We start from the raw sequence: 21,908 nt of genomic DNA, 5'->3' as shown, positions 1-21,908 counted from the left end.
GTCATTCGAGCGGGGCTTCCAGCTATTAGCTGCCAGTTTCCAGGAAAGCTCATCAGCCGACGGCGCGAATGACTGGACTGAAATATCGGATGAGAAGCGCCGCAGGCGAATCATCTTTCCTGACAGCCAGGAGCTAGCAGCTAATAGCCCTGCCAGAATGACTCTATCCGACAGCACAAAAAAGCACGGAGAAAAGGATTTTTCCCTTTCTCCGTGCTTTTGATTTTATCAGTTACTGGTTTGCCGGGAGGAAGTAGACCGGATCCACGGCGTCCCCGTTGATGCGCACTTCATAGTGGCAGTGGGGGCCTGTGCTGTTTCCCGTGCTTCCTGCCAGGGCAATTACCGTGCCCTGGTCCACCTCTTGTCCCACGGACACCAGGAGGGCAGAATTGTGGCCGTACCGGGTGGTGATACCGCCGTCATGCTTGATTTCCACCAGGTTGCCGTAGCCCGCTACCCAGCCTGCCTGGGTCACCACGCCGGAAGCGGTGGCTTCCACGGGAGTGCCGTAGTCCACGGCAATATCGATGCCTTCATGGTAGGTGGAACCGATACCACCGGGGCTGTTCCGGAAGCCGTAGGAACTGGAGACAGTTCCGGACACAGGCCAGATATCAGGGGTGGTGGATGAAGTATGAAGCAGGGGTGCTGCGGAGCCGTAGGTCTGGTTCAGGAGTTTTTCCCGGAGGACAATCATGGTCTTGATCTGGCTGTCCAGCCGCTGGTCCAGTTTCCGCATGCGGCTCAAAAGCTGTCCGGGCGTGGAAATATCGCCGTCATCGGAAGAGACATTTTCGTGCTCCGAAGCCTTCACATCCCTGGCCTTGTCCGGCACCGTGGATGCGCCGCCTTGTCCGCCTTCACCGGAGGTGGAAATATTCTGTCCCGCACCGTTATTATTGGCTTTGATCATATCCTGGAGCTGGCCGGACATTTTCTCGATGGTCTTCGTCTTGTCCGCCAGGGCATCCATCTTCTCTTCCGCCATTTTGAGCTGGTTTTTATAAAGCTCATTTTCATTTCTGAGGGTATTCATGGAAGCGGCGGAATACACGGCCGTACCAAGGCTCAGGACAAATACAACGGCCCCTGCAATGGCGCCGATTTTCAGTTTTCTGATTTCTTTATCGGTAAAGGAGAATGTCACTTCTCCTGTTTTTTCATTCGTTGTCTTCTTCATTCAGAACCTGCTTCTATACGATGGGGCTCTCCATGGATGGAAAGTCCCTGAAATATCCCCCTATTCTTAATCAAATTCTATTCTTTAAAACCTGCCCTCTCCCAAAGGCTTTTATTTCTTTGCGGTGTCGATTTTCTGGCCTGCCGGAACGCCCTGGGCCTGTCCCTGGGGCATTCCTTCATTGGCAATATCCGGCATCAGTGTATCCAAAGCCATATTGATGCTTTCTGCTTCTTCCGAAGACAGGGCTTCTTTGCACTGGCCCTTCACAATCTGTTTTGCATAGATCCGGGACGTATCATGGCCGGCCAGGGAAGACAGGATGAAGCCGTTATTTTTCCCATCCAGCAATGTGAGGGAAAAGGATAGCTTGTCTCCCGTATCATCAAAGGCATCGTACCGCACCAGCCCCACCTTCTGGAAGGACTGGAGCTGCATGGTAGCCAGGAGTTCCTGCTGGTGGAGCATATTTTCCGAAGAAGCCACCATTTCCCGAAGTTCCCTGACTTCCGTGGACAGCTTCAGTTCGATGGAACCGCCGTCTTCCCCATTCATGAAGTACTTGTATTTTTTGGACAGCCGGTTCACCTTGGCCCTCAGCAGGAAGTACTGGAGAACCATGAAAAGGAAAAGGATAACAACAATGCCGATGCCGGCATAAATGACTGTATTGGGATTGATCATAATCGTACTTTACACTCCACCTGTATTATTTCCCCTGCGAATCAAGCAGCTCTGCGATTCGCTGGAATTCTTCATCATTTTTAAAGGAAATGGAAATGGTCCCTTTGTGGGCATTCTTTCCTTTTCCCACCCGGATACGGACCTTCGTCCCCACGGAAAGGCCCATCTTTTCCTCGATGGCCTTCAGATATTCGGAAACGGGATCCTTCTTTTCTACTTTCTTCGGCTTACCGGCCCGCACCAGCTCTTCCACCCGTCGGGCAGAAAGGCCTTCCGATACGATACGGCGGGCGAGACTCACCTTTTCCGCATCACTGCCAAGGGAAAGGAGAGGCCTTGCCTGGCCGGCTGTAAGCTTTCCGGCAGACAGGAGATTTCGTACTTCCTCCGGCAGTTCCAGGAGACGAATCATGTTGGCTATATAGGGACGGCTCCTTCCCACTTTTTCGGATACCTCTTCCTGGGTGAGGCCATAGGTATCCATGAGCTTCCGGTAAGCCATGCCTTCTTCCACAGGATTCAGGTCTTTCCGCTGCAGGTTTTCCACCAGCGCCATTTCTGCCATGCCCCGGTCATCATAATCAAGGACAATGGCGGGAATGGTGGCAAGGCCCGCCATCTTAGCCGCCCGCCAGCGCCGCTCCCCGGTGATGAGTTCATAGGAAGAATGCCCTTTATCCCGTACCGCCACCGGCTGGATGAGGCCATCCTTTTTGATGGACGCCGAAAGGGAAGCCAGTGATTCTTCATCGAAATCCTGACGGGGCTGCCAGGGATTGGGAACGATGCGGTCCACCGAAAGGTCCAGGACCTTTCCCGTATCCTGGTAGTCATCGCCCAGGAGCTCTCCCAGCCCCCGTCCCAATTTTTTCTTATTCACGCTTCAAAACCTCCCGACACAGTTTCTTATAGGCCTCGGCCCCTTTTGATTTTGGGGCATAGGTCAGAATGGGCTCCCCGAAGCTCGGTGCTTCCGACAGCTTGACGGTCCGGGGTATCACAGTACGGAACACTTTGGAACCGAAGTACTTCTTCACTTCTTCCGCCACCTGTAGGGACAGGTTCGTCCGTCCGTCAAACATGGTGAGAAGGATGCCCAGGATATGGAGCCGGGGATTCATGCGGCGGGATACCACCTGCACCGTCTTCACCAGCTGGGACAGTCCTTCCAGAGCATAAAATTCCGCCTGGATAGGAATGATAATGGAATCCGAGGCTACCAGGGCATTCAGCGTCATGAGTCCCAGGGACGGAGGACAGTCAATAAGTATATACTCATATTCCTCCCGGAGAGGTTCTATTTTCTTCTTCAGCAGGGACTCCCGTTCCGGAAGGGGAGCAATCTCGATTTCCGCCCCCGCCAGGTCGATGGAAGCCGGAAGGAGATGGAGCTTTTTGACCGCCGTCTTTACGATGGCATGGTCCACGGGCTCATCATCCAGCAGTACATCGTACAGGCTCTTTTCGAAATCCACGGATTTACTGAGGCCGCTGGTGGAATTGCCCTGTGAATCTTCATCGATGAGGAGTGTCTTGTGCCCCTTATCCGCCAGGCAGGCAGCCAGGTTCACGGCGGTGGTGGTCTTGCCTACGCCGCCCTTCTGGTTGATGATGCTGATGATCGTTCCCATGGTCTCTTCCTTTCATAGATAATCCATTTTATTATACCATAATTGCATGGGAAAAATGGGAGGAAAATAGGCTATTTGGGGCGCATGATGATGGGGTTGGTGGGTTGGTGGGTTGGTGGGTTAGTATGCTTGCGTGTAGAGTCACTGGCCAGGAAAGCTGATTCACCTGCGGCGCTTCCCATCCAGGATTTCCAATAATACCAACATGCCGTAGGCTGTACAGCTTTCCTGGCAGCTAGCAGCCAGAAGCTGGAAGCCCCCGCACCTATGTGACCCTCCCCCTCAGTATGCCATCCATTTTTCCAATAAAAAAACCGGGACACGCCCGGTTCTTTTACTGGATGACAGGGATTATTCGATATCAACGGTATCCGGTCTGCCTGCATCATCGAGGCCCAGATAAGCCACTTCTCTTACGTGGCCATCATAGGTCAGGGTTACATGATAGTGGAAGGTCTTGCCGTCGAAAATTTCATCGCCAAGACGAATTGCCGTGGTATAGCTGTCCGGACGATATTCCCTTACTGTGTCGCCAACAACCGGGAACTGAAGGAATACATATTCCTCTCCCTGATAGCTTACGCCACCGTAAACACGCTTCAGATCTGCTACAGCGTATTTATCAACGCCGCAGACAACAACACTTTTTTCTGTTACTTCTGCCATGTTTATCACCTCTACGACCAATTTATAACAATCCCATATTGCTATTTCCGTATATAGTTTACCACTTTTTCATGGTAAACAGAAGATAATGGATAAAATATATTATTTTTATATGGTTGCGTGATTACGGGAAGAGTCATTTCTGCAGGAGCTTCGAGCTGGCAGGAAAGAATTGAGAGTTGAGAATTGAGGTCCCGCGGCTGCGCCGCAAGTTTGCATGCTGATGGATAGAGTTACCTGCATGGGGCTTTTAGCTTCTAGCTATTAGCAGCCAGGAAAACTCAGCAGCCTACGGCATGAAGAACTGTTGCATACCCGATGGGAAGCGCCGCAGGCTGGTCAGTTTTCCTAAAAGCTAACAGCTAGAAGCTAAAAGCCCTGTGCCCAATGGCTCCAACCGTAAGCATACTCTCTGAGAAATTTAAAAAGCCGGGGACCGTGTTTTCCACAGTTCCCCAGCTTCTTTTTACAGGGAAGTCAGTTCTTTTTCACAGTCCGAAACCGATTCCTGATGATGGCCATGGTGTTTCCCATCGCACACACAGTGCAGCTTATTCCGGAAGATTTCTCCCATAATGGAGTACACTTCCTTCAGCACCACCGGATTCAGGGAATAAAAGATATTCTTTCCATCCCGCCGGTCCAGGATAAGTCCTGATTCCACAAGAACCTTCATATCATGGGACAGGGTGGGCTGGGTAATGGCAAAGGCCTCCTGAATTTTGCAGGCGCACTGTTCATGACAGGAAAGCATGTCTACAATCTTCAGTCGTTTGGGATCAGAAATGGCTTTTAAAATTTTTGCAGTATCAATATAAATTTTTTCCATAGTGATATAAACTCCCAACAAATAGATAGAATTATTTCTATAGAGAGAGTAACAGACATGAAGCGATTTGTCAAATCTGCGTCAAGATATAAAAAAGAGTTGAGTTTTGAGAGTTGAGAGTTGAGGTCCCGCGGCTTCGCCGCAGGCGCCTGAGCTCTCTCTTTAGAGGGAAGGGGACCGCGTAAGCGGTGGGTGGGTGTTAACGGTTAGTGTCACCAGCACGGGGCTTCTGGCGGCTAGCTTTTAGCCTCTAGAAAAGCTGAACAGCGGCTTCGCCGCAATGCCCCTTCAGCCTGTGCCACTTCTCATCCGATATTTTCTGACAGTCCTCCATGCCGTAGGCTGACCAGCTTTCCTGGCAGCTGACAGCTAGAAGCCAGAAGCTCCGTGCCGATGACTCTGACCGCAGGCATGCTGCTCAGAATCCAGCAGCAACGACGCCAGTTCTTCCGGCCTGTTCACGATGACCGAGGCACCGTGGTTTTTCAGGAATTCCACGGTTCGGAAGCCCCAGGCGACGGAAATGCAAGGGACCCTGCTGTTTTTCGCCGTTTCTATATCCACTTCCGAATCTCCCACATACAGGGCTTCGATTCGTGGCACCCCCAGTTCCTGCAGGATACGGTCAATCATATCGGGTGCCGGTTTCCTGTGGATAGCGGGGCTGTTTCCCATGGAAAGGGAAAAGAGCCCCGGGAAAAGGCCATCGGAAAGATTTTTCACATCGCCATCATTCTTATTGGAAGCCACGGCGGTAAGGACATGTTTTTCCTTCAGTTTCCGGAGAAGCGGTTCTATACCTTCATAGGGGCCTGTATGGTTCCGGGAATGGGCGGTGTAGTAGGGATTAAAAATAGATTCCAGCCGGTCCACATCCTTTTCCGTAAAGCCAAAGGAAGAAACGGAAATGCTGTTTCCCACAAATTCGATATCCCTGTCACTGCATCCCCGGGACAGGGCCAATGTCTTTTCCATGTCCGCCCGGATGCCGCTCCCGAAGCACAGCTTCACCCGATCCGCCGTAAAATCATGGCGTTCTCCCATCCGGGCCAGGGCATAATTTACGGAATCCGTAATATCGGTGATGGTATCGAGAATGGTACCGTCCATATCAAAAATAACAGCTTTGTACATGGGGAGTGTCCTTCCTGAAGTTATGATAAAGTTAAAGTATACATCCTTTGAAAAGTGAGGAGTTAGGAGTGAGGAGTTAGGAGTGAGGAGTTAGGAGTGGTGGTGCGGCGCACAAAATGTATAGCGCCGTGAATTTATATATATTCCATGCTGATGGATAGGTGCACAAGCCTTGAGCTGGACAGACTATAGAATGAAAAGTGGCTGGAGCATCAGCGGCTAAGCCGCGGGACCTCAACTCTCAACTCTCAAATCTCAAATCTTTCTTTTTCGCCGCAGGCTGACCAGCTTTCCTAATAGCTAGCCGCTAGAAGCTAGAAGCCCCCGTACGAATGACTCTACCCATCAGCATGCTCCACCAGCAGGAAAAGCTCTTCACACCTTCTCTTCCACGATGCCTTCATCCGGGGGATTGCCGTGGATCCTGAGGCCCGGGATGATGAGGATGGCGCTGGCTATGAGTCCTACGAAGAGGGGATCCATGGGCAGGTGAATCACCGTAGCAGACAGAAGGGCAGCCAGGGTACTGCCGGCCATGGAAATGACGGCCCAGGTCTTCGTGAGGTGTCCCGGCAGGAAGACGGCAAGGCTGAAGGGAATAAAGATACCGCCACCCCGAAGGGCCATGGACAGGTAATTCCATACGAGCACTTCAGAGCCCCTATTGGCAATGGAAATAAGGCAGGCCAGGATCATGACCGCCAGCACCGTCATTTTTGTGATGACAAGCAGGCTATGGTCATTCCGGATTTTAAAAATCGGTGCCAGCATATCCCGGGCAATCATGGTACCGATGCCAAGGGACAGGCCGCCGATACCGCTGACCAGGGACAGGATAATCCCTCCCATGGCCAGGCTTCCGATGAAGGTGCCCGTATGGTTAATGAGGTACGTAGGCAGTACAAGAATGGGCATCACATCGGGATCCATGATATGCATGTACATACCGATGGCCACATTGGGAAGGCCCACGGGAATGACGATAAGGGCAGCCGCAAAACAGCCGAAAGCTGCCGTAACAGGCGTGCTGGCAGAGAAAATACACTGGATATAGGTCTGGGTGCAAAGGACACCGACAATGACAGAGAAAAGATTGGCCATGGACGGTTCAAATCCCCGGCCGAAGAGAGAAAATTCCGATGGCGCCATGCTGTTCCAGGCCGCCGTGCCATAGATGGCCTGGAAGGCCTCGAATCCTGCAATGAACAGGGCAAACCAGATAATGCCCATTTTCAGGATACCGCCAATGGCGGCGCTCTTCATGCCGCCAAAGAAAGTATATCCGATGACAAGGACAATAAGAACCACCGAAGAAACCAGGGGATCCAGTCCAAAAAGGGAAGAAATGATTTCAATTCCCGGCAGGCAGCTGGCCACGGCAGAAAAGAGGATGCCTATGGAAGAAATAACAGAAGACAGCTCTTCCGCCCTCTTCCCATAATGCACCGACAGGAACTGGGGAATGGTCTCCAGCCCGGTGCCCCGCATGCGGCGGGCATAAAAAATGCCCATAATAATAAAAGCGATGCCGCTTCCCAGGGTAAACCACCAGGCCGACAGGCCGAAGCTGTAGGCCAGCTGGGCAGTCCCCACGGTGGCGCCGCCGCCTACGACGGTGCCCGCAATACTGCCTGCCACCAGGGGCACGCCGGCGCTCCTGCCGCCGACGCTGTACCCCGCCGCAGACTTGATGGACCGGGCATGGTAAATCCCGATGCCGATGACCAGTGCCACCGTCACAAGGATGATGATGGCATGCATGGTTGTTAAATTCATACTATTCCTCCCCTAAATTAAGATTTCCCCGTTTTTGCTTTAAGAGCATTATATACCTAAACGGGAAAAAGAGGAAAGAATTTTTCGGTGGCAATTTGGATGCTAATGGTCAGAGGCACGAGCCTTGAGCCTTTAGCCTTGAGCTGGATAGCCGCTGCGCGTCGGTTTTGTATGCTGTTGGTTAGAGTCACCGGCATGGGGCTTCTAGCTGCTAGCGGCTAGCTTTTAGGAAAGCTGGCCAGCCTGCGGCGCTTCCCATCTGATATTTTCGTCAGCCATTCGTGCCGTAGGCTGTAGATCTTTCCTGACTGCTAACAGCTAGAAGCTAACAGCCCGGTGCCGATGACACTAACCAATAGCATGCAAAACCGCCGGAAACAAAAAAGCGCATGACCCTTTGACCATGCGCTTTCGTGAGCTCTACTACTTATTTGTGTTCAAAAATATCCACACGCCGTCCTTCAGCGCCGCTGCCGTCTTCCGATCCCTTCACCATGGGCACCAGTTTCGAAGCGTCCACGCCGTGGTCCACGGCATACTTCTTCACGCTGTCAATGCGGCGGGAAGAAAGATCTTTATTGTAATCCGCACTGCCTGTGGAGTCTGCCCGGCCTACGAGCTTGAATACGTGGCCCGTTTCCTTGGCTTTCTTCACGAATTCATCGAGGTTTGCCTTCTGGCCGTCTTCGATGGCGGCAGAATCACTCTTGAAATGGATACTGTTGAAGTAGTAATCATTTTCCGGCGCCTTCACCGGGGTATCGGCAGGTACATTGACAACATCCGCATTGGTATTGGCCGGTTTCACGGTCACCGTGGACGGTTCGCTATCCCCTTCGTAGTCATAATTTTTCTCTTCTTCCGTGGGAGCCAGTGTATTGTCGCTGCCGCCGAAACGGTAGGATACGCCGGCCATGAATCCCTTGTAGGATACGTTATGGTCCGAATCGCCCCGGGTATTGAGGTAATGGTAGCCTGCGTTGAGGTCCACATCCTTATCCAGTGCCAGGTTCACCCCTGCTTCCCACATGGATGTGGATTCCGTACCTACAGCCCCTTTGGCATACACATCCACCACATCGTTAATGGGCTGCCGGGCAATGACGCCGAGCTGGGCAATGTTATTCACCCGGTCCGAAGAGCCGAAAGCACGGTCAGGAAAATCTTTCATGGAAATCCGGTTCCAGCCGCCGAAGGCTGCTACCTGGGGATGGAAGGAATAGAGCGCATTAATTTCATTCATATTGCCATTGGTATGGTCCGTATGGAGTCCCGTATATTCATACTGGGCTGCCCAGCGGTCACTGATGCCATAGGTCAGACCGCCCAGGAAATTCCATTCCCCGTCGGACTTATATCCATTAGAATGGGCCGAGGAATCCCACATGCCCACATTAATTTCCGTCTGTCCTTCCTTGAAGGAAGTCTGGGGAGAGGCAAAGGCCACGCCGGACACGGAAGCCGCCACTGCCAGGGCCAGTAATATTTTTTTCATATCATTCACCTCACGAAAACAGAGAGCTTTACACAGTCTTATAGAAATATTATAGCATAAACAACCGGGCTCCGCAGAAAGATAGACTGCCGGTCAAATAATTGGGCATTCCTACGGATAGAGTCACTGGGGTGGGGCTTCTAGCTGCTAGCTACTAGCTGCTAGCTGCTAGCTGCTAGCTGCTAGAAAGACTGATTTGCCTGCAGCGCTCTTCATCCCATCATTCCGGCAGTTATCCATGCCGTAGGCTGACCAGCATTCCTAATTGCTAAAAGCTGGAAGCTAGAAGCTCCATGCCCATGACACTGACTGTTTACATGCAAAACCGCCGCGCAGCGGCTGGACCTCAACTCTCAATTCTATTTTTTCCCTTCCGCTCCCATGACGTCCTGCATTTCTTCGATCATACCCACATTGCCGCTTTCGATGAGCTTCCGGAATTCTTCGAGCTGGTCCTTGATTTCTTTCGACATTTCCGGGAACCTGGGGGCAATGTCCTTCAGTGCCCGGATCACGATCTGGGCCACCACGTAGCGGGTATACCATTTGTTGTCTGCCGGCACGATGTACCAGGGCGCCTGTTCCGTGGAAGTGGCAGAAATCATTTCCCCATAGAGTTCCTGGTACCGGTCCCAGTACCGCCGCTCGTTCAGGTCAGCCATGGAAAATTTCCAGTTTTTCTTCTTGTTCAGGATTCGTTCCGCCAGCCGGTCCCGCTGCTCATTCTTCGACACATGGAGGAAAATCTTGATTACATGGAATCCATTTTCCGAAAGATACCGCTCCCAGTCCCGGATCTGCCGGTACCGGGTCTCCCAGATGTCCTTGGTCACCAGTTTTTTCGGCAGTTTGTCATTTTTAATGAGGTCATGGACCCGGGTCACGATGACATCTTCGTAGTGGGAACGGTTGAAGATACCGATATCTCCCCGCCGGGGCAGGGCCTTATTGATGCGCCACATGTAGTCATGATCCTTTTCTTCCGTGGTAGGCTGCTTGAAGGACACCACATGGACACCGTTCGGATCGAGATGGGAAAAGACATGCTTAATGGTGCCGTCCTTGCCGGCGGCGTCCATGGCCTGCAATACGATGACCAGTCCATAGGTACTCTGGGCATAGAGCTTTGCCTGGAGAAGACTCAGCTCATCCAGGGCCTTCGGAAAGGCGCTCATTTTCACCGATTCCTTATCCACGTCCGTATCACAGGCAGTGGAAAATTTCTTCAGGTTGATTGTTTCTCCCTCCCTGGCCCGGTACCGGTCAATATCGATTTTTACATTGCCGGTGTACTTCTTTTCCTCAACCTTTACCGTTTTGTTTTCTTCCATGTTCTCCATAATCGATTCCCCCGAACATAATAAAAGCGCGGACCAGCGGCCTCCGGCCGGAGAATCCGCGTTTTTCAAATTCCCGCCACCACCGGCGGAAAAAGTTTTCGAAAAATGAAATACTCCTCTTAGGGAAGCACTGATTAAACCTTAGATAAGCAAAAATGTAGAACTACATCACTTAACTGATATCTACTGATTCCGAAATCGTCGATGTATTCAATAAACTATTGCTTCTCTTAAAATTTAGGACTATATTATATGTAGTTCTAACAAGAACTTGAAGTTCTTGGGGAGGAGCATAATGGCGTTCATTAAAGCTCAAAGACTTATTTTAGATGACAATGGCGTTGTGATCAGTGGCTCGGCTTCCATAATTGACACAGAATATGGAAAATTTGGCACATACCACGCTAAGCACACCGTTCGGGAACGTCTCGGCAAGGTAATCTGGCTGAGTGCTGACAAAAAAGATGGCATTTTTCTGTCTCCTACCCGTGGCCTGATTGAGTATTGTGCTAAAAATGACACATTTTCGCCGGTGGATAAAGATGATCCACGGCTGGAAGGCACCAATGTCTTCCCCCGGCCACAGGTCCACACTGTATTCGGAGATGTTTTCCTGCTTCTGGAATTTTTCCGAAAAACAGGTCTCATAAAGGTCCTTCACACAGCTTTTTCAGAAAAATCTGACTATGAAAGAGTCCTCTGTCATATCCTTCATGGTGTTCTGAGGGACGGATCCCGTATATCCTGTGACAATTTCATCATAAAATCATTCGCCTCCTATGTGATGTCTGATGTACCGCTGGAGTCACTCCGCTGCGATACACGTTACTTTGCAAAAATGGGAAGTGATGCAACCAGGCTGGCATTCTTCCGTACATTTGTAAAAGCAATGCAGAAAGATAATCCGGATTTCGGGAAAGGGTGCTATGTTGACTCAACACCACTCCCGAATGACATTGAAAATAATCCTTTCAATGCATTATCCTGTCATGGCGTCGGTTCTTCTGATGTTATGGTACGTCTGATACTGGTATTGGATGAAAAGACCGGACTTCCGGTCTGGTATGACATTATCCCCGGAAATGTACTGGACATCAACACAATTATGAATGTAGTCAATGATGTTGCAGACAGTCTTGGAATCGTCATAGATTCACTCGTTCTCGATTCAGGTTACGTTTCACGGGAATTGATCGGTGCTTTTCATATAGGCACAGAGAAAACAATGATTGGCCGCATGCCTGTAAGAAAAGGATATCCACTCAAAGAACTTTATGATAAAGTGAAACCTCTTCTTACTAAAGGCAAGTATACTTTTGTACGTAAGCATCATGTATATTTTGGGCATAGAAAGAATATTGAGCTATTTGGTCATAATGAATACGCCTATGTGTATGTCGATAAGAACAATGCATTGCAAAAGTACAGAGACTTCCTGTTGAAACACGAAGACCGGTTCGAATCCATGAAAGATAAGGACAAGGACTGGTTGGAAGTAAAATATGGCTATTTTGTACTGATTTCGAATATTGATACCACGCCAGAGCGGCTGTTAACTTTGTATTTCAACCGCTGCGACATAGAGACCGTATTTAAAACCAGCAAGGACTACCTGGAAATGCTTCCGCTTTCAAAATGGACTGATGAAACAGTACGGGGAAAGATCCTGCATGACATCATAGATACAATTGCACTCTTATTGATAAGGAAGAAGATGGACAACAGCGGACTATCTACTTCAGAACTATACGGCAAGACACAATCGCTCATGTGCTTCTGTAATAATGCGGGGATGGTTACTATAGAAACCCCTTCCCGACAGGTGAAAGATTATTACAAACTGCTCGGAGTTGAGGTTCCAGGCCATGTGAAAGTTGACCAGTTTAGAAAAGATATATTAGGTATTGATGTGTAGTTCTACATTTGTGTAAATCTAAGGTTAAATCGCTGTCAGATTTCATTCTTGGATTTTTATGCAATGCAAGGAATAACTCGACGCGAATAGCGAGCTATTTAAAGCAGCAGTCCTGCATAGGACTGCTGAGCCAAGGCAAGTTGGCGCCTTTTCTGCACATCAAAGCGCCTTCCTTTTATCCTTGGCCGAGTTATGACGAAGCAGTGCATAAAAATCCTTATGAAATCTGACTCTGCGAATTAATCAGCGCTTCCCTTAGCAGGGATATCCTCTTCCCTGAAAGGAAAAGGAAAATCCCGAAAAATCTTTGGTTCTATCTTTTTATTTCTTATCCATGGTCTCCTGGATTTCCTTCAGGGAATTGATATCCACTTCGGAAATCAGTTTCTTGAACTGTTCCAGCTGGGCCTGCACATCCGGCGACAGCTTTGGGAACTGGGGATTAATTTTCTTCAGTGCATGCAGGGTAATCAGTGCCACCACGTACCGGGTATACCATTTGTTATCCGCCGGCACGATGTACCATGGCGAAATATCCTTGGAGGTCTTGGAAATCATTTCCTCATAGAGCTTCTGGTACTGGTCCCAGTACTGCCGTTCATTGATATCGGACATGGAGAACTTCCAGTTCTTCTGCTGGTTGATAATGCGGTCCATGAGGCGGCGCTGCTGCTCTGTCTTCGACACATGGAGGAAAATCTTCACCATTTCAAAGCCATTCTGGTGCAGGTATTTTTCCCAGTTGTTGATCTGTTCATACCGTTCTTCCCAAATGTCCTTGTGAATCAGGTCCTGGAGCAGCTGACCCTTATGGATCAGGTCGTGAATTCTGGTAACGATGACGTCTTCATACTGGGAACGGTTGAAAATACCGATGTCTCCCCGTTCCGGCAGGGCTTTATTGATACGCCACATGTAGTCGTGGTCCTTTTCCTCTGTGGTAGGCTGCTTGAAAGAAACCACCTTTACGCCGCCGGGGTCCAGGTTGGCAAATACGTGGTTTACGGTGCCGTCCTTGCCGGCAGCATCCATGGCCTGCAGCACAATAATGAGGCCATAGGTATTCTGGGCATAGAGCTTTTCCTGCAGGTCCTTCACCTTTTCAATGACCTCCGGGAAATAAAGGCTCTTTACCTTCGCTTTATCAATGGACACATCACACTTGGTAGGGAATTTCTTCAGGTTGATTTTTTCGCCCTCCTTGGCGCGATACCGATCAATATCTACTTTACCATCTTTAATTTCATCCATAGAAAGACCTCCAATCATGGAAACCACACTCTCCTTTTTCTATTATAAAATAGAGGCTGTATAAAGTTAAGACAAAGAAATTTTATAGGGTATGTGTCAAGGTTTTCTCGGTACTTTATTTGACAGTCGACGTTATCAGGTTTCCCAGCCTCTGCTTTCTCAATAAATCTGTATCGCTTTAGCAAGCTGGCCCATCGGAGTTGAAGTCGCTCCATATACGCCTATACGGCCTTCCAGGCACCCGGGACGGTAATTCCGTGCGTTCCTGTGCCATTTAGCGTCCCTGGCGGCTTTGCGGTTCGTTTTTACGGCTGCTACGACCGCCTTATGCATCTGCCGGTCCATCTTCTTGTAGGCTTTGCCTGCAGCACAGTAAATCAGGGCTTTTTCCAAAGTGTCATTCTGGGTAGCAGTAATCAGCGTGCCTATTGAATCCATACCTATCCTGCACCAGCTGCGCCCCTGCTTTTTCAGACGGTAGCTATAGCGTCGGTGGTTGCTTTCAGCTGCCCCCAGGTGGATATCGGTTCGGATTCCGCGCTCCCGGATGCCCGGGATATAGTCGGCGTTGCGACTCAGATAGTCTGCCAGTCTCCGTACCTGCTCGGCCTGTTCTTCTGTTTCTGCGTAGCTGGCAGCCGTATCCAGATATGGCTTCATATCTGTGATGACATTTCTGCTCTTATTCAGTTCAAGCACGAATTTATCGATGAATCCACGTGGGCAGAAGCTGAGGCGGGTCCGCACTTTCTCATTCACATGGTATCTGTCCCGGAAATGGTAATGTGTCTTGCATCCCTCGACTATATCGTCGAAGTCACCGAAATTATATCCTGCTCCGCCATCCCCGTTGGAAAGTACTGTAATCTCGCTCAGATTGTACCGGCCATGCACCCACACCTTGACGAGTTCAACCAGCCTTTTCCTATCCGTTCCAGAGAAGCAGTGGTACCCTGTCAGTCTCGAACGTTTCCCATTCTTCTCGACGCCCTCATAGACCTGGATTCGGTGAAGTTCTATGTTCTGGCCGCCTTTGGTATCGGTGTCCGGGTCCGCCTGCTGCTTCATTACAATCCCATCGCCCTCAATAGCCAGCAGCCCGTTCTCCGGTACTCTCTTCTCGGCCTGCTCCATAGCTGCATCTGCTGCTTCGTATTTTCTGACCATTTGGGCGGCAGCGCGGCTGAGATTTGAAACTGTCTGATGTGAAATATCCGTCTGGGTCAGAATTTTCACGATATGGCTCACATTACGGAACTGGGTAACCTGGGTAGCCTGCGCAATGCGCAGAATCACTCCCATGCTATAGTGACGGGAAGGCAGAAATCCAAATTTCTTATCTAACGGGTAAAATCCCTGCTTTCCGGCCATCTCCAGCCGCCTCCGCTTGTAGGTGACAGGACCAAACAGGCAGTATATGGTTCTGGAATCCCGCCGGGAAATCCGCCACCCCTGAGGCTTGTAGACCCTATCGTACAGCTCGCCATCGATCATTTCGAAGGCCGTCGCCACAAGAAGGCCAAAGAGTTCCGTGAAGAGGTGCCAGAGAACCTGCTCCATGGCCAGTGAATCCTTGGAATCCTTGATACTCTTGAGAATTTCCTCCTGAATAAAAGGTTTGAAAAGTTCGATATTCTCTGATAAAATGCTCATTGGGAAGAGTCCTTTCTTTTGATTTTGTCGCAAGGAAATTATAACATTTCCATCAAAGGGGACTCTTCCCTTTTCTATCCAGCAGGGGAGAAATCCTCTACCGAGAAACATTTTACACTAAGTTTTATAGGCGTTAAAAGAAAAAGTTGAAATCTCCGCGGCTATGCTGCTGGTTCTATCTGATTTCCGGAATCTGCCCCCTATGATACCTGACATAGGAACTATTCCATTCCCTGTTATTGTATAATGAAAGTAAACGAAGAAAGGAGGCGTGACCATGGACGAAGAAGACAAAAGGCCACAGGGGAAACGGTACCGCACCATGGATTCCATTGCCGGCGTATTTGCCCATTCCGATATCAAAACGAAGCTTTTTGGACAGAAGGGCTTCCAGTTCTACCTGTTCCAGAAGCGGTGGAAAAACATGGTAGGAGACCTGATGGCCAGGGAATCCTATATTTCCGGATGCAAGGGACCGGTCCTCTATGTGCAGGTCACGAACTCCACCTTCCTGCAGCAGCTCTACATGATGAAGGCAGACATCCTGAAGGAACTCTCCAAAGATGAAATAGGGAAATACTTCACGGACATCCGCTTCTTTGCGGGATCTCCCAGAAAAGAAAGCCATCCCTTTACCACGGTGGACCGGGTCAATGAAACCATACAGAAAGAACACCACCGGTATTCTGTGGCCCTTTCCCAGGAAGAGGAACAGTGGATCCAAAATTGGGTGGCCCTCCACGTGGAAAGTGAGAAAATCCGGCCCCAGTTCACCCAGATGATGGAGGAAGTGCTGAAAATCCGAAAGGGAGAAAAGGCCGAAGGCTACCATGAATGTGCCATCTGCGGCGCCCTCTGCCCGCCGGAGAACCGGATCTGCCCTGCCTGCCGGCGAAAGCTGGAAAAGGCAAGGAAAAACAAGGTCATCCTCATCCTGAAGGAAAATCCCCACTACACCTACCAGGAGGTCCGGTCCATTATCCCCTGCGACTACAGCATGTATGAAGATGCCAGGGACACCCTCATCCATCGGGCAAAGGAAAAGATTTTCCATAAGTACAGTGCCGATGAGGAAAAGAAGAAGCTGCTGGCCCTCCTGCTCCACAGGCCCATCTCTTCCATCACAACGGAAGAGGCCAATGAAATGCTGAAAAAGCTGCCCCAGAAGAAATGGGACTGAAAAAAGCAGAGTTGAGATTTGAGATTTGAGAGTTGAGGCGGAGCGGCTGCGCCGCAGGTAAAAAGCGTTCAGCCAATCGCAGGTTCCCATTCTATAGGGAAATGTCTCTGTTGTTTCACGTGAAACAAAAAACGCAGGAAATGATCATTCATTTCCTGCGTTTTTTCCATGCAGAAATTCCCGCCGCTTCCCGGCCGCTGCATGGTAGGACTTGGGACATCGTTTTCCGTGGAGAACAGGAGATGGCCGCAGAGCGGGTCTCCTGCCTCCGTAGAAATCCGGTGAACGGCTGCCGCTCATGATTTCTGGCGGTTTTTGGCGGGAGTTTCTATTGTGTAGATATTTCGGTGCACCGGAGAAGCACAGCCTCTAGTGGAAATCGCATATTCCTGTATCCCGCCCCTTAAGACCTGGCGCGCTGGCGGGAAGCAGGAAATCTTTCCGGGCCCTGCTGTGTTCCTCTGTCTCTATAGTCCGGAAAAAAGGGAAATTGTCCCGGAAAATCAGAATTGAGAATTGAGTTTTGAGAATTGAGGCGTAGCGGCTGCGCCGCCAATTCCTCTCTTCACTCTTTTCTCTTCACTTTTATGATGCTCTGCATTCCCGAATACAAGAAAGATTTCTCCATTCCTCGAAGCTCTAGCGATTCTTATCTATACATTCATCTTGCATGCCGCCATCGTTCGAAATGACGCAATTGGGAAATCAAAAAAGCGGCGCCATATGATTTGTGCGCCGCCACTGATTCTGTCTGGCTTCTGCAGTCTGTCCGTCTGATGTCTTATGGCCCAAACGCATCCATGCTCATAGGCACGGATTTCTGCGGCAGAGCCGCTTGGCCTCAATTCTCAACTCTCAATTCTTTCTCTTTCCCCAGGTCCACCACTTTTCCTTCCACATCAAAGGGTACTTCCGTACCGGTGACCAGGGTCTGGATTTCCTTGTCCATGAGGAAAGTCACCAGCGCCCTGCGGCGGTCCCTGTCCAGTTCACTGCCTATGTCGTCCAGGATCAGTACCGGGTATTCCCCCGTTTCCTGGCGGATGAATTCCATTTCAGACAGCTTCATGGAAAGGATGGCCGTCCGCTGCTGGCCCTGGGACCCGTAGGCGGAGATATCCATGCCATTCATAAGGAAGGTGAGGTCATCCCGGTGGGGGCCGATGGATGTGTGGCAGAACCGGCTATCCTCTTCCCGGCGTTTCGACAGTTCTTCCATGTACCATTCCATATCCCACCGGGGCGTATCGCTGCCCTGCTGTTTATACCGGATTTCCAGCTTTTCCCGGCAATTGGTAAGGGCCTGCTCCATGTCCATGACAGTCTCATTCATGCGGGCTATGGTTTCCATCCGCTTCTTCACCATGTAGGCAGCGCCGGAGGCAATCTGCATATCCCATATATCGAGATCCGGCTTTTTCCCGGTGGCCAGGGCATTTTTGAGGGCCCCATTTCTCTGCTGCACCGCCCGGCTGTATCGGAGAAATTCCTCATAGTACCGGGGCGATACCTGGGAAATTTCCATGTCAAGGAAACGGCGTCTGAGCTGGGGAGCCCCTTTGATGAGCTGCAGCTCGTCCGGCGTAAAGAGGACCGTCCGAAAGAGACCCATCAGTTCTTTCCTGCGGATAGGGGTATCATTCAGGAAAATCTTTTTCCCCTGTCCCCGGGTCAGTTTGATTTTGATGGCCTGCTCCACCTGGTGAACGGAAAAATTCACCAGGATCGTGCCCTCATCCTTTCCCACCTTGATGAGTTCCCCATCATTGGACGTGCGGAAGGACTTCCCCACAGAACTGTAATACAGGGCTTCCAGGAGGTTTGTCTTTCCCGAGCCATTGGGTCCGGTGAAAAAGGTGAGCGCCTGTGACGGTTCCACGGTGTAGTCTTTAAAATTCCGTATCTGTATGAGACGGAAAGAAAGGCATTTCATGCTATTCTCCGGTCATGCGGAATTCGGTGCCATCGATGGAGAGGGTATCCCCTTTCCTGATTTTCTTCCGCTTTTCATGGACCTTCGTCCCGTTCAGCAGGATGGTGTGGGAAGCAAGGAAGGCCCCTGTTTCGCCGCCGGATGAAATATAGTCCAGTTTTTTCAGGAACTGGTCCAGCTGGATATAGTCTCCGTAAATTACGATTTCCTTCATCAGTCTCTTCCTCTCATAGGTGTCATAATGTAGCGGTAGCTCTTGTCTTCTTCCTGTTCCACCAGCATGGGGCCTGCCTTCTGCAGGTGCAGGATCACGGTCTCCCCTTTGGAATGCTTCAGGATATCTTCGATGTAGTTGCAGTTGAATGTGAGGCGCACCGGGCTTCCTTCCAGTTTCACCGGGATAGACGTATCGGAACGGCCGATATCCGGATCTTCTTCATAGATTTCCAGGGTGTCTTCTGTGAAATGGAAATTGATGGTCTGGTAGCTCATGTCCCTGGAAATGGGGCTGACAAACCGGACCGCTTCTTCGAAATCACTGCGGTTCACCACGGCGGTAGCATCGAAGCGATTTGGGATGATGCGATGGAAATCGGGGTACTGCCCATTGATGAGGCTGGCAATGAAGTAGGTTTCCCCAAAAGTGAAGGCTACATGGTTGTTGGACCAGGAAATCTCTACCGTATCTTCTTCCTTGTCCTGGGGCAGGAGTCTTGTCACATCAGACAGGATGCCGGAGGGAACGATAAACCGTCCTGCTTCTGTGGCAGGTTCTGCCAGGGTCATATCCCGGCAGGCCAGGCGGTGGGTATTGGTGGCAGCCATGGTGAAAACGGAATCTTTAATTTCAAAAAGGATACCGGAGAAAAGGGGCTTCTGTTTATCTGTAGCAGCGGCAAAGGTGACAAGGTTTGTGGTTTCCACGAAATCCCTGCACCGGATGATGCAGTGGTTCTTATGGTCCATTTCCTGGACATCCGGAAATTCCACCTGGTCCCTTGTGGGGAATTTGGAAATATAGGATCCTGCGGTAAAGGTGACTACATTTTCATGTTCCCCTTTTTCCATGGTAATGGGGCCTGCAGGCATCATACGAATGGTACCCTGCAGCTGGGGTGCTGCAATCACAGCAATGCCGTCTTCTTCTATGTCTGCAGCACAGGATGTTTTGATACCGATGCTGTAGTCATTGGCCTGGATGAGAATTTTCCCCTGCACTGCGGAGATGAAGAAACCATTATTGGTGTTGGATGTAACTTTTGCCTGTGCTGCCCGCTGTACGCGGTCCAGTGCATCACAGAGCTCGGATTTTTCGAAAATGACTTTCATGGCAGCTCCTTTAAAAATGACGATGATTAATAAAATATAGTAGTAGTCGCAGTAGTACACTGTGAAAAAGTGAATAACTTTGTGAAAAGCTCGATTTTCTCGAATCCTGTGATTTGTCAGAAAGGGGTGAATATCTTTTTTTTCTATTCACAGATTTCACAGTTTTTCCCAGGTCCCCTGTTGTTCACAGGATGGAAACAGGATATCGGACAGGGAAAGCCTTTCTTATTCACATGGGTTTTACCCTTTACCGGGAATGGAGCATCTTTTTGATGGCTTCAATGGATGCCTTGGTCTGGGGATCGTTTTCTATGTCGTTTTCTACCCGTTCGCAGGCATAAAGGACAGTGGAGTGATCCTTCCGCTTGAAGCAGTCCCGAAGGGTGGGATAGGATTCGTGCAGCTCATTCCGGCAGAGGTACATGGCAATCTGCCGGGGGATGACGATTTTCTTGGGCCGTCCATTACCGAGAAGCTTTTCTTTTTTTACCCCATAGTATTTGCAGACCGTGTCGATGATGAAATCCACCGTCAGTTCCTGCCCGCTGTCAATGGGAATCTGGTCCTTCAGCGCTTCCCTGGCAAAGGGAAGGGTAATGGGCTCCTTCTTGATATGGGAGAAGGTGACCAGTTTGTTGAAAGCCCCTTCCAGTTCACGGACATTGGTATTGATGTGGCTGGCAATGTAGTCCACCACGTCCTTCGGCAGGGTGATGCCCATTTTTTCTGCCCGCTTCTGCAGGATAATGCAGCAGATTTCATAGTCCGGCGGTGAAATGGGGGCCACCAGGCCGCTGGAAAAACGGCTCTGCAGACGGTCTTCCAGTTTGTCGATATCCGATGGCGTGCGATCACTGGTCATGATGATGTATTTCTTCTTGTCGAAGAGTTCATTGAAGGTATTGAAGATTTCCATCTTCGTGGAATCCCTGGACCCGAAGAACTGCACATCATCGATGAGAAGGAAATCCAGGTTCCTGTACTTGGCCCGGAACTTCGGCATGGTGTGGTTCTGGATGGCATCGATGAGTTCGTTGGTGAATGTCTCACTGGATACGAAAAGCACCGAAAGGCTGGGCTTATATTTATGTATATAATTGCAGATGGCATGAAGAAGATGGGTCTTGCCCAATCCGGAGGGTCCATAAATAAAGAGAGGATTCATCTTCTGGTCCGCCTGGTCCGGATGGGTGGCGGTCTGGGCTACGGCGTAGGCGGCCTGGTAGGCGATTTCGTTGCAGTTGCCGTGGACGAAGGTCTCGAAGGTATATTCCTCATTCACCGGATTCGGCTGGAATGTTTTCTTCGTCTCGCCCTTCGGCGCACTATCGAAGAGCGATGGTTCGTGAAGCTCCTCGTAGTTCCGGATATCCGGAAGGACTACCTCGTCTGCTGTCTTTGGCTTCAGGTTGGAAAAATCAGGAGGCGCCACTTCCTGGGGAAATGGATCCTCCGCCGGTTCATTTTCCGGAAGCGGTGCCGGTTCCGGGGTTTCCGGAGAAACATGGGGAGTATCCGGGAAAGGGGCAGCCTGCGTCGGTGCCTGTTTTGCGGGGGCTGATGGTTCCGGCATGGCCGGGGAAGATCCCTCGCTCTCCGGCGGCCGGATTTCTACACGGATATCCTTTCCCGTGAGTGTCCTGATGATCTGTTCCAGTTTGCTTTTGTACACATTGTCAATCCACCGCACCAGGTAAGGCCGGGAGGGAGAGATGACCAGTGTGCTGTCTGACAGGGAAATGGGAAATACATCGTAAGAAAACATCTTGTAATACTGATGGTCGTTCTTGTCGATATATTCCAGTATCCTGTCCCATAGTAAAAAGAAATCCATAATGACTCCTTCGATTGAATAACCTGTGAATTTCTGTGAATAATTGTGAATAGGACAGAGGGGATAATTTACGGG

The 21,908-nt window shown here is 50.2% G+C and carries 18 protein-coding genes; 2 read left to right on the top strand and 16 right to left on the bottom strand.

The genetic code is table 11. The features are described 5' to 3' along the window. Positions 1-232: 232 nt before the first annotated feature. The 10 genes from ACFWUL_RS10735 to ACFWUL_RS10690 form a co-directional block, all read right to left on the bottom strand. Positions 233-1,183, bottom strand: coding sequence for a M23 family metallopeptidase (locus ACFWUL_RS10735; RefSeq protein ID WP_297020949.1), 951 nt, complete (start codon positions 1,181-1,183; stop codon positions 233-235). Between the two features lie 111 nt (positions 1,184-1,294). Continuing rightward, positions 1,295-1,867 (bottom strand): DUF4446 family protein, encoded by a 573-nt coding sequence (locus ACFWUL_RS10730; RefSeq protein WP_297020947.1) that lies wholly within the window; start codon positions 1,865-1,867, stop codon positions 1,295-1,297. Between the two features lie 25 nt (positions 1,868-1,892). Continuing rightward, positions 1,893-2,747 (bottom strand): ParB/RepB/Spo0J family partition protein, encoded by an 855-nt coding sequence (locus ACFWUL_RS10725; RefSeq protein ID WP_416177282.1) that lies wholly within the window; start codon positions 2,745-2,747, stop codon positions 1,893-1,895. Next, positions 2,740-3,498: a ParA family protein gene (locus tag ACFWUL_RS10720; protein ID WP_297020942.1), complete on the bottom strand. Its 759-nt coding sequence runs from the start codon at positions 3,496-3,498 to the stop codon at positions 2,740-2,742. The genes ACFWUL_RS10725 and ACFWUL_RS10720 overlap by 8 nt, the downstream gene beginning before the upstream one ends. Before the next feature lie 351 nt (positions 3,499-3,849). Next, positions 3,850-4,164, bottom strand: a complete 315-nt coding sequence (locus tag ACFWUL_RS10715) for a glycyl-tRNA synthetase (RefSeq protein ID WP_297017727.1) — start codon at positions 4,162-4,164, stop codon at positions 3,850-3,852. Between the two features lie 466 nt (positions 4,165-4,630). Then, complete coding sequence (locus tag ACFWUL_RS10710) at positions 4,631-4,993, bottom strand: ArsR/SmtB family transcription factor (protein WP_297020935.1); 363 nt, start codon at positions 4,991-4,993, stop codon at positions 4,631-4,633. A 369-nt stretch (positions 4,994-5,362) separates the two neighbouring features. Further along, the gene (locus ACFWUL_RS10705) at positions 5,363-6,127 is read right to left on the bottom strand and encodes an HAD family hydrolase (protein ID WP_416177281.1); all 765 of its coding nucleotides are present in this window, start codon (positions 6,125-6,127) and stop codon (positions 5,363-5,365) included. A gap of 375 nt (positions 6,128-6,502) precedes the next feature. After that, positions 6,503-7,903, bottom strand: a complete 1,401-nt coding sequence (locus tag ACFWUL_RS10700) for a sodium:solute symporter family protein (protein ID WP_416177280.1) — start codon at positions 7,901-7,903, stop codon at positions 6,503-6,505. Between the two features lie 427 nt (positions 7,904-8,330). Next, a complete protein-coding gene (locus ACFWUL_RS10695; RefSeq protein WP_297019889.1) occupies positions 8,331-9,398 on the bottom strand; it encodes an OmpA family protein in 1,068 nt (355 codons plus the stop codon). Positions 9,399-9,757: 359 nt separating this feature from the next. Beyond that, positions 9,758-10,729, bottom strand: coding sequence for a polyphosphate kinase 2 family protein (locus tag ACFWUL_RS10690; protein ID WP_416177279.1), 972 nt, complete (start codon positions 10,727-10,729; stop codon positions 9,758-9,760). Positions 10,730-11,033: 304 nt separating this feature from the next. Between ACFWUL_RS10690 and ACFWUL_RS10685 the strand changes: the two genes are divergently transcribed. Beyond that, positions 11,034-12,653 (top strand): transposase, encoded by a 1,620-nt coding sequence (locus ACFWUL_RS10685; protein ID WP_416177278.1) that lies wholly within the window; start codon positions 11,034-11,036, stop codon positions 12,651-12,653. 321 nt (positions 12,654-12,974) lie between these two features. Here the strand turns inward: ACFWUL_RS10685 and ACFWUL_RS10680 are convergent, their stop codons facing one another. Both ACFWUL_RS10680 and ACFWUL_RS10675 read right to left on the bottom strand, forming a co-directional pair. Continuing rightward, positions 12,975-13,904 (bottom strand): PPK2 family polyphosphate kinase, encoded by a 930-nt coding sequence (locus ACFWUL_RS10680; protein ID WP_416177277.1) that lies wholly within the window; start codon positions 13,902-13,904, stop codon positions 12,975-12,977. 159 nt (positions 13,905-14,063) lie between these two features. Continuing rightward, on the bottom strand, positions 14,064-15,557 hold the full coding sequence (locus tag ACFWUL_RS10675) for an ISLre2 family transposase (RefSeq protein ID WP_416177276.1): 1,494 nt from the start codon (positions 15,555-15,557) through the stop codon (positions 14,064-14,066). A gap of 277 nt (positions 15,558-15,834) precedes the next feature. Between ACFWUL_RS10675 and ACFWUL_RS10670 the strand changes: the two genes are divergently transcribed. Continuing rightward, a complete protein-coding gene (locus tag ACFWUL_RS10670) occupies positions 15,835-16,737 on the top strand; it encodes a DciA family protein (protein WP_297023369.1) in 903 nt (300 codons plus the stop codon). An 841-nt stretch (positions 16,738-17,578) separates the two neighbouring features. Here the strand turns inward: ACFWUL_RS10670 and recF are convergent. The 4 genes from recF to dnaA all read right to left on the bottom strand — a co-directional run bounded on the left by recF (position 17,579) and on the right by dnaA (position 21,833). Continuing rightward, positions 17,579-18,670: a DNA replication/repair protein RecF gene (recF, locus tag ACFWUL_RS10665; RefSeq protein ID WP_416177275.1), complete on the bottom strand. Its 1,092-nt coding sequence runs from the start codon at positions 18,668-18,670 to the stop codon at positions 17,579-17,581. Between the two features lies 1 nt (position 18,671). Then, a complete protein-coding gene (locus ACFWUL_RS10660) occupies positions 18,672-18,884 on the bottom strand; it encodes an RNA-binding S4 domain-containing protein (RefSeq protein WP_416177274.1) in 213 nt (70 codons plus the stop codon). After that, entirely contained in the window at positions 18,884-19,999 is a 1,116-nt protein-coding gene (gene dnaN, locus ACFWUL_RS10655; protein WP_416177273.1) for a DNA polymerase III subunit beta, read from the bottom strand. Before dnaN ends, ACFWUL_RS10660 begins: the two co-directional genes overlap by 1 nt. Before the next feature lie 247 nt (positions 20,000-20,246). Further along, entirely contained in the window at positions 20,247-21,833 is a 1,587-nt protein-coding gene (gene dnaA / locus ACFWUL_RS10650; RefSeq protein ID WP_297023380.1) for a chromosomal replication initiator protein DnaA, read from the bottom strand. Positions 21,834-21,908 lie beyond the last annotated feature (75 nt).

Origin of the sequence: Dialister sp., from assembly GCF_047832375.1 — a bacterium.
Taxonomy (GTDB): Bacteria; Bacillota; Negativicutes; order Veillonellales; family Dialisteraceae; genus Dialister.
This window is presented reverse-complemented; position numbering and strand designations above follow the sequence as displayed.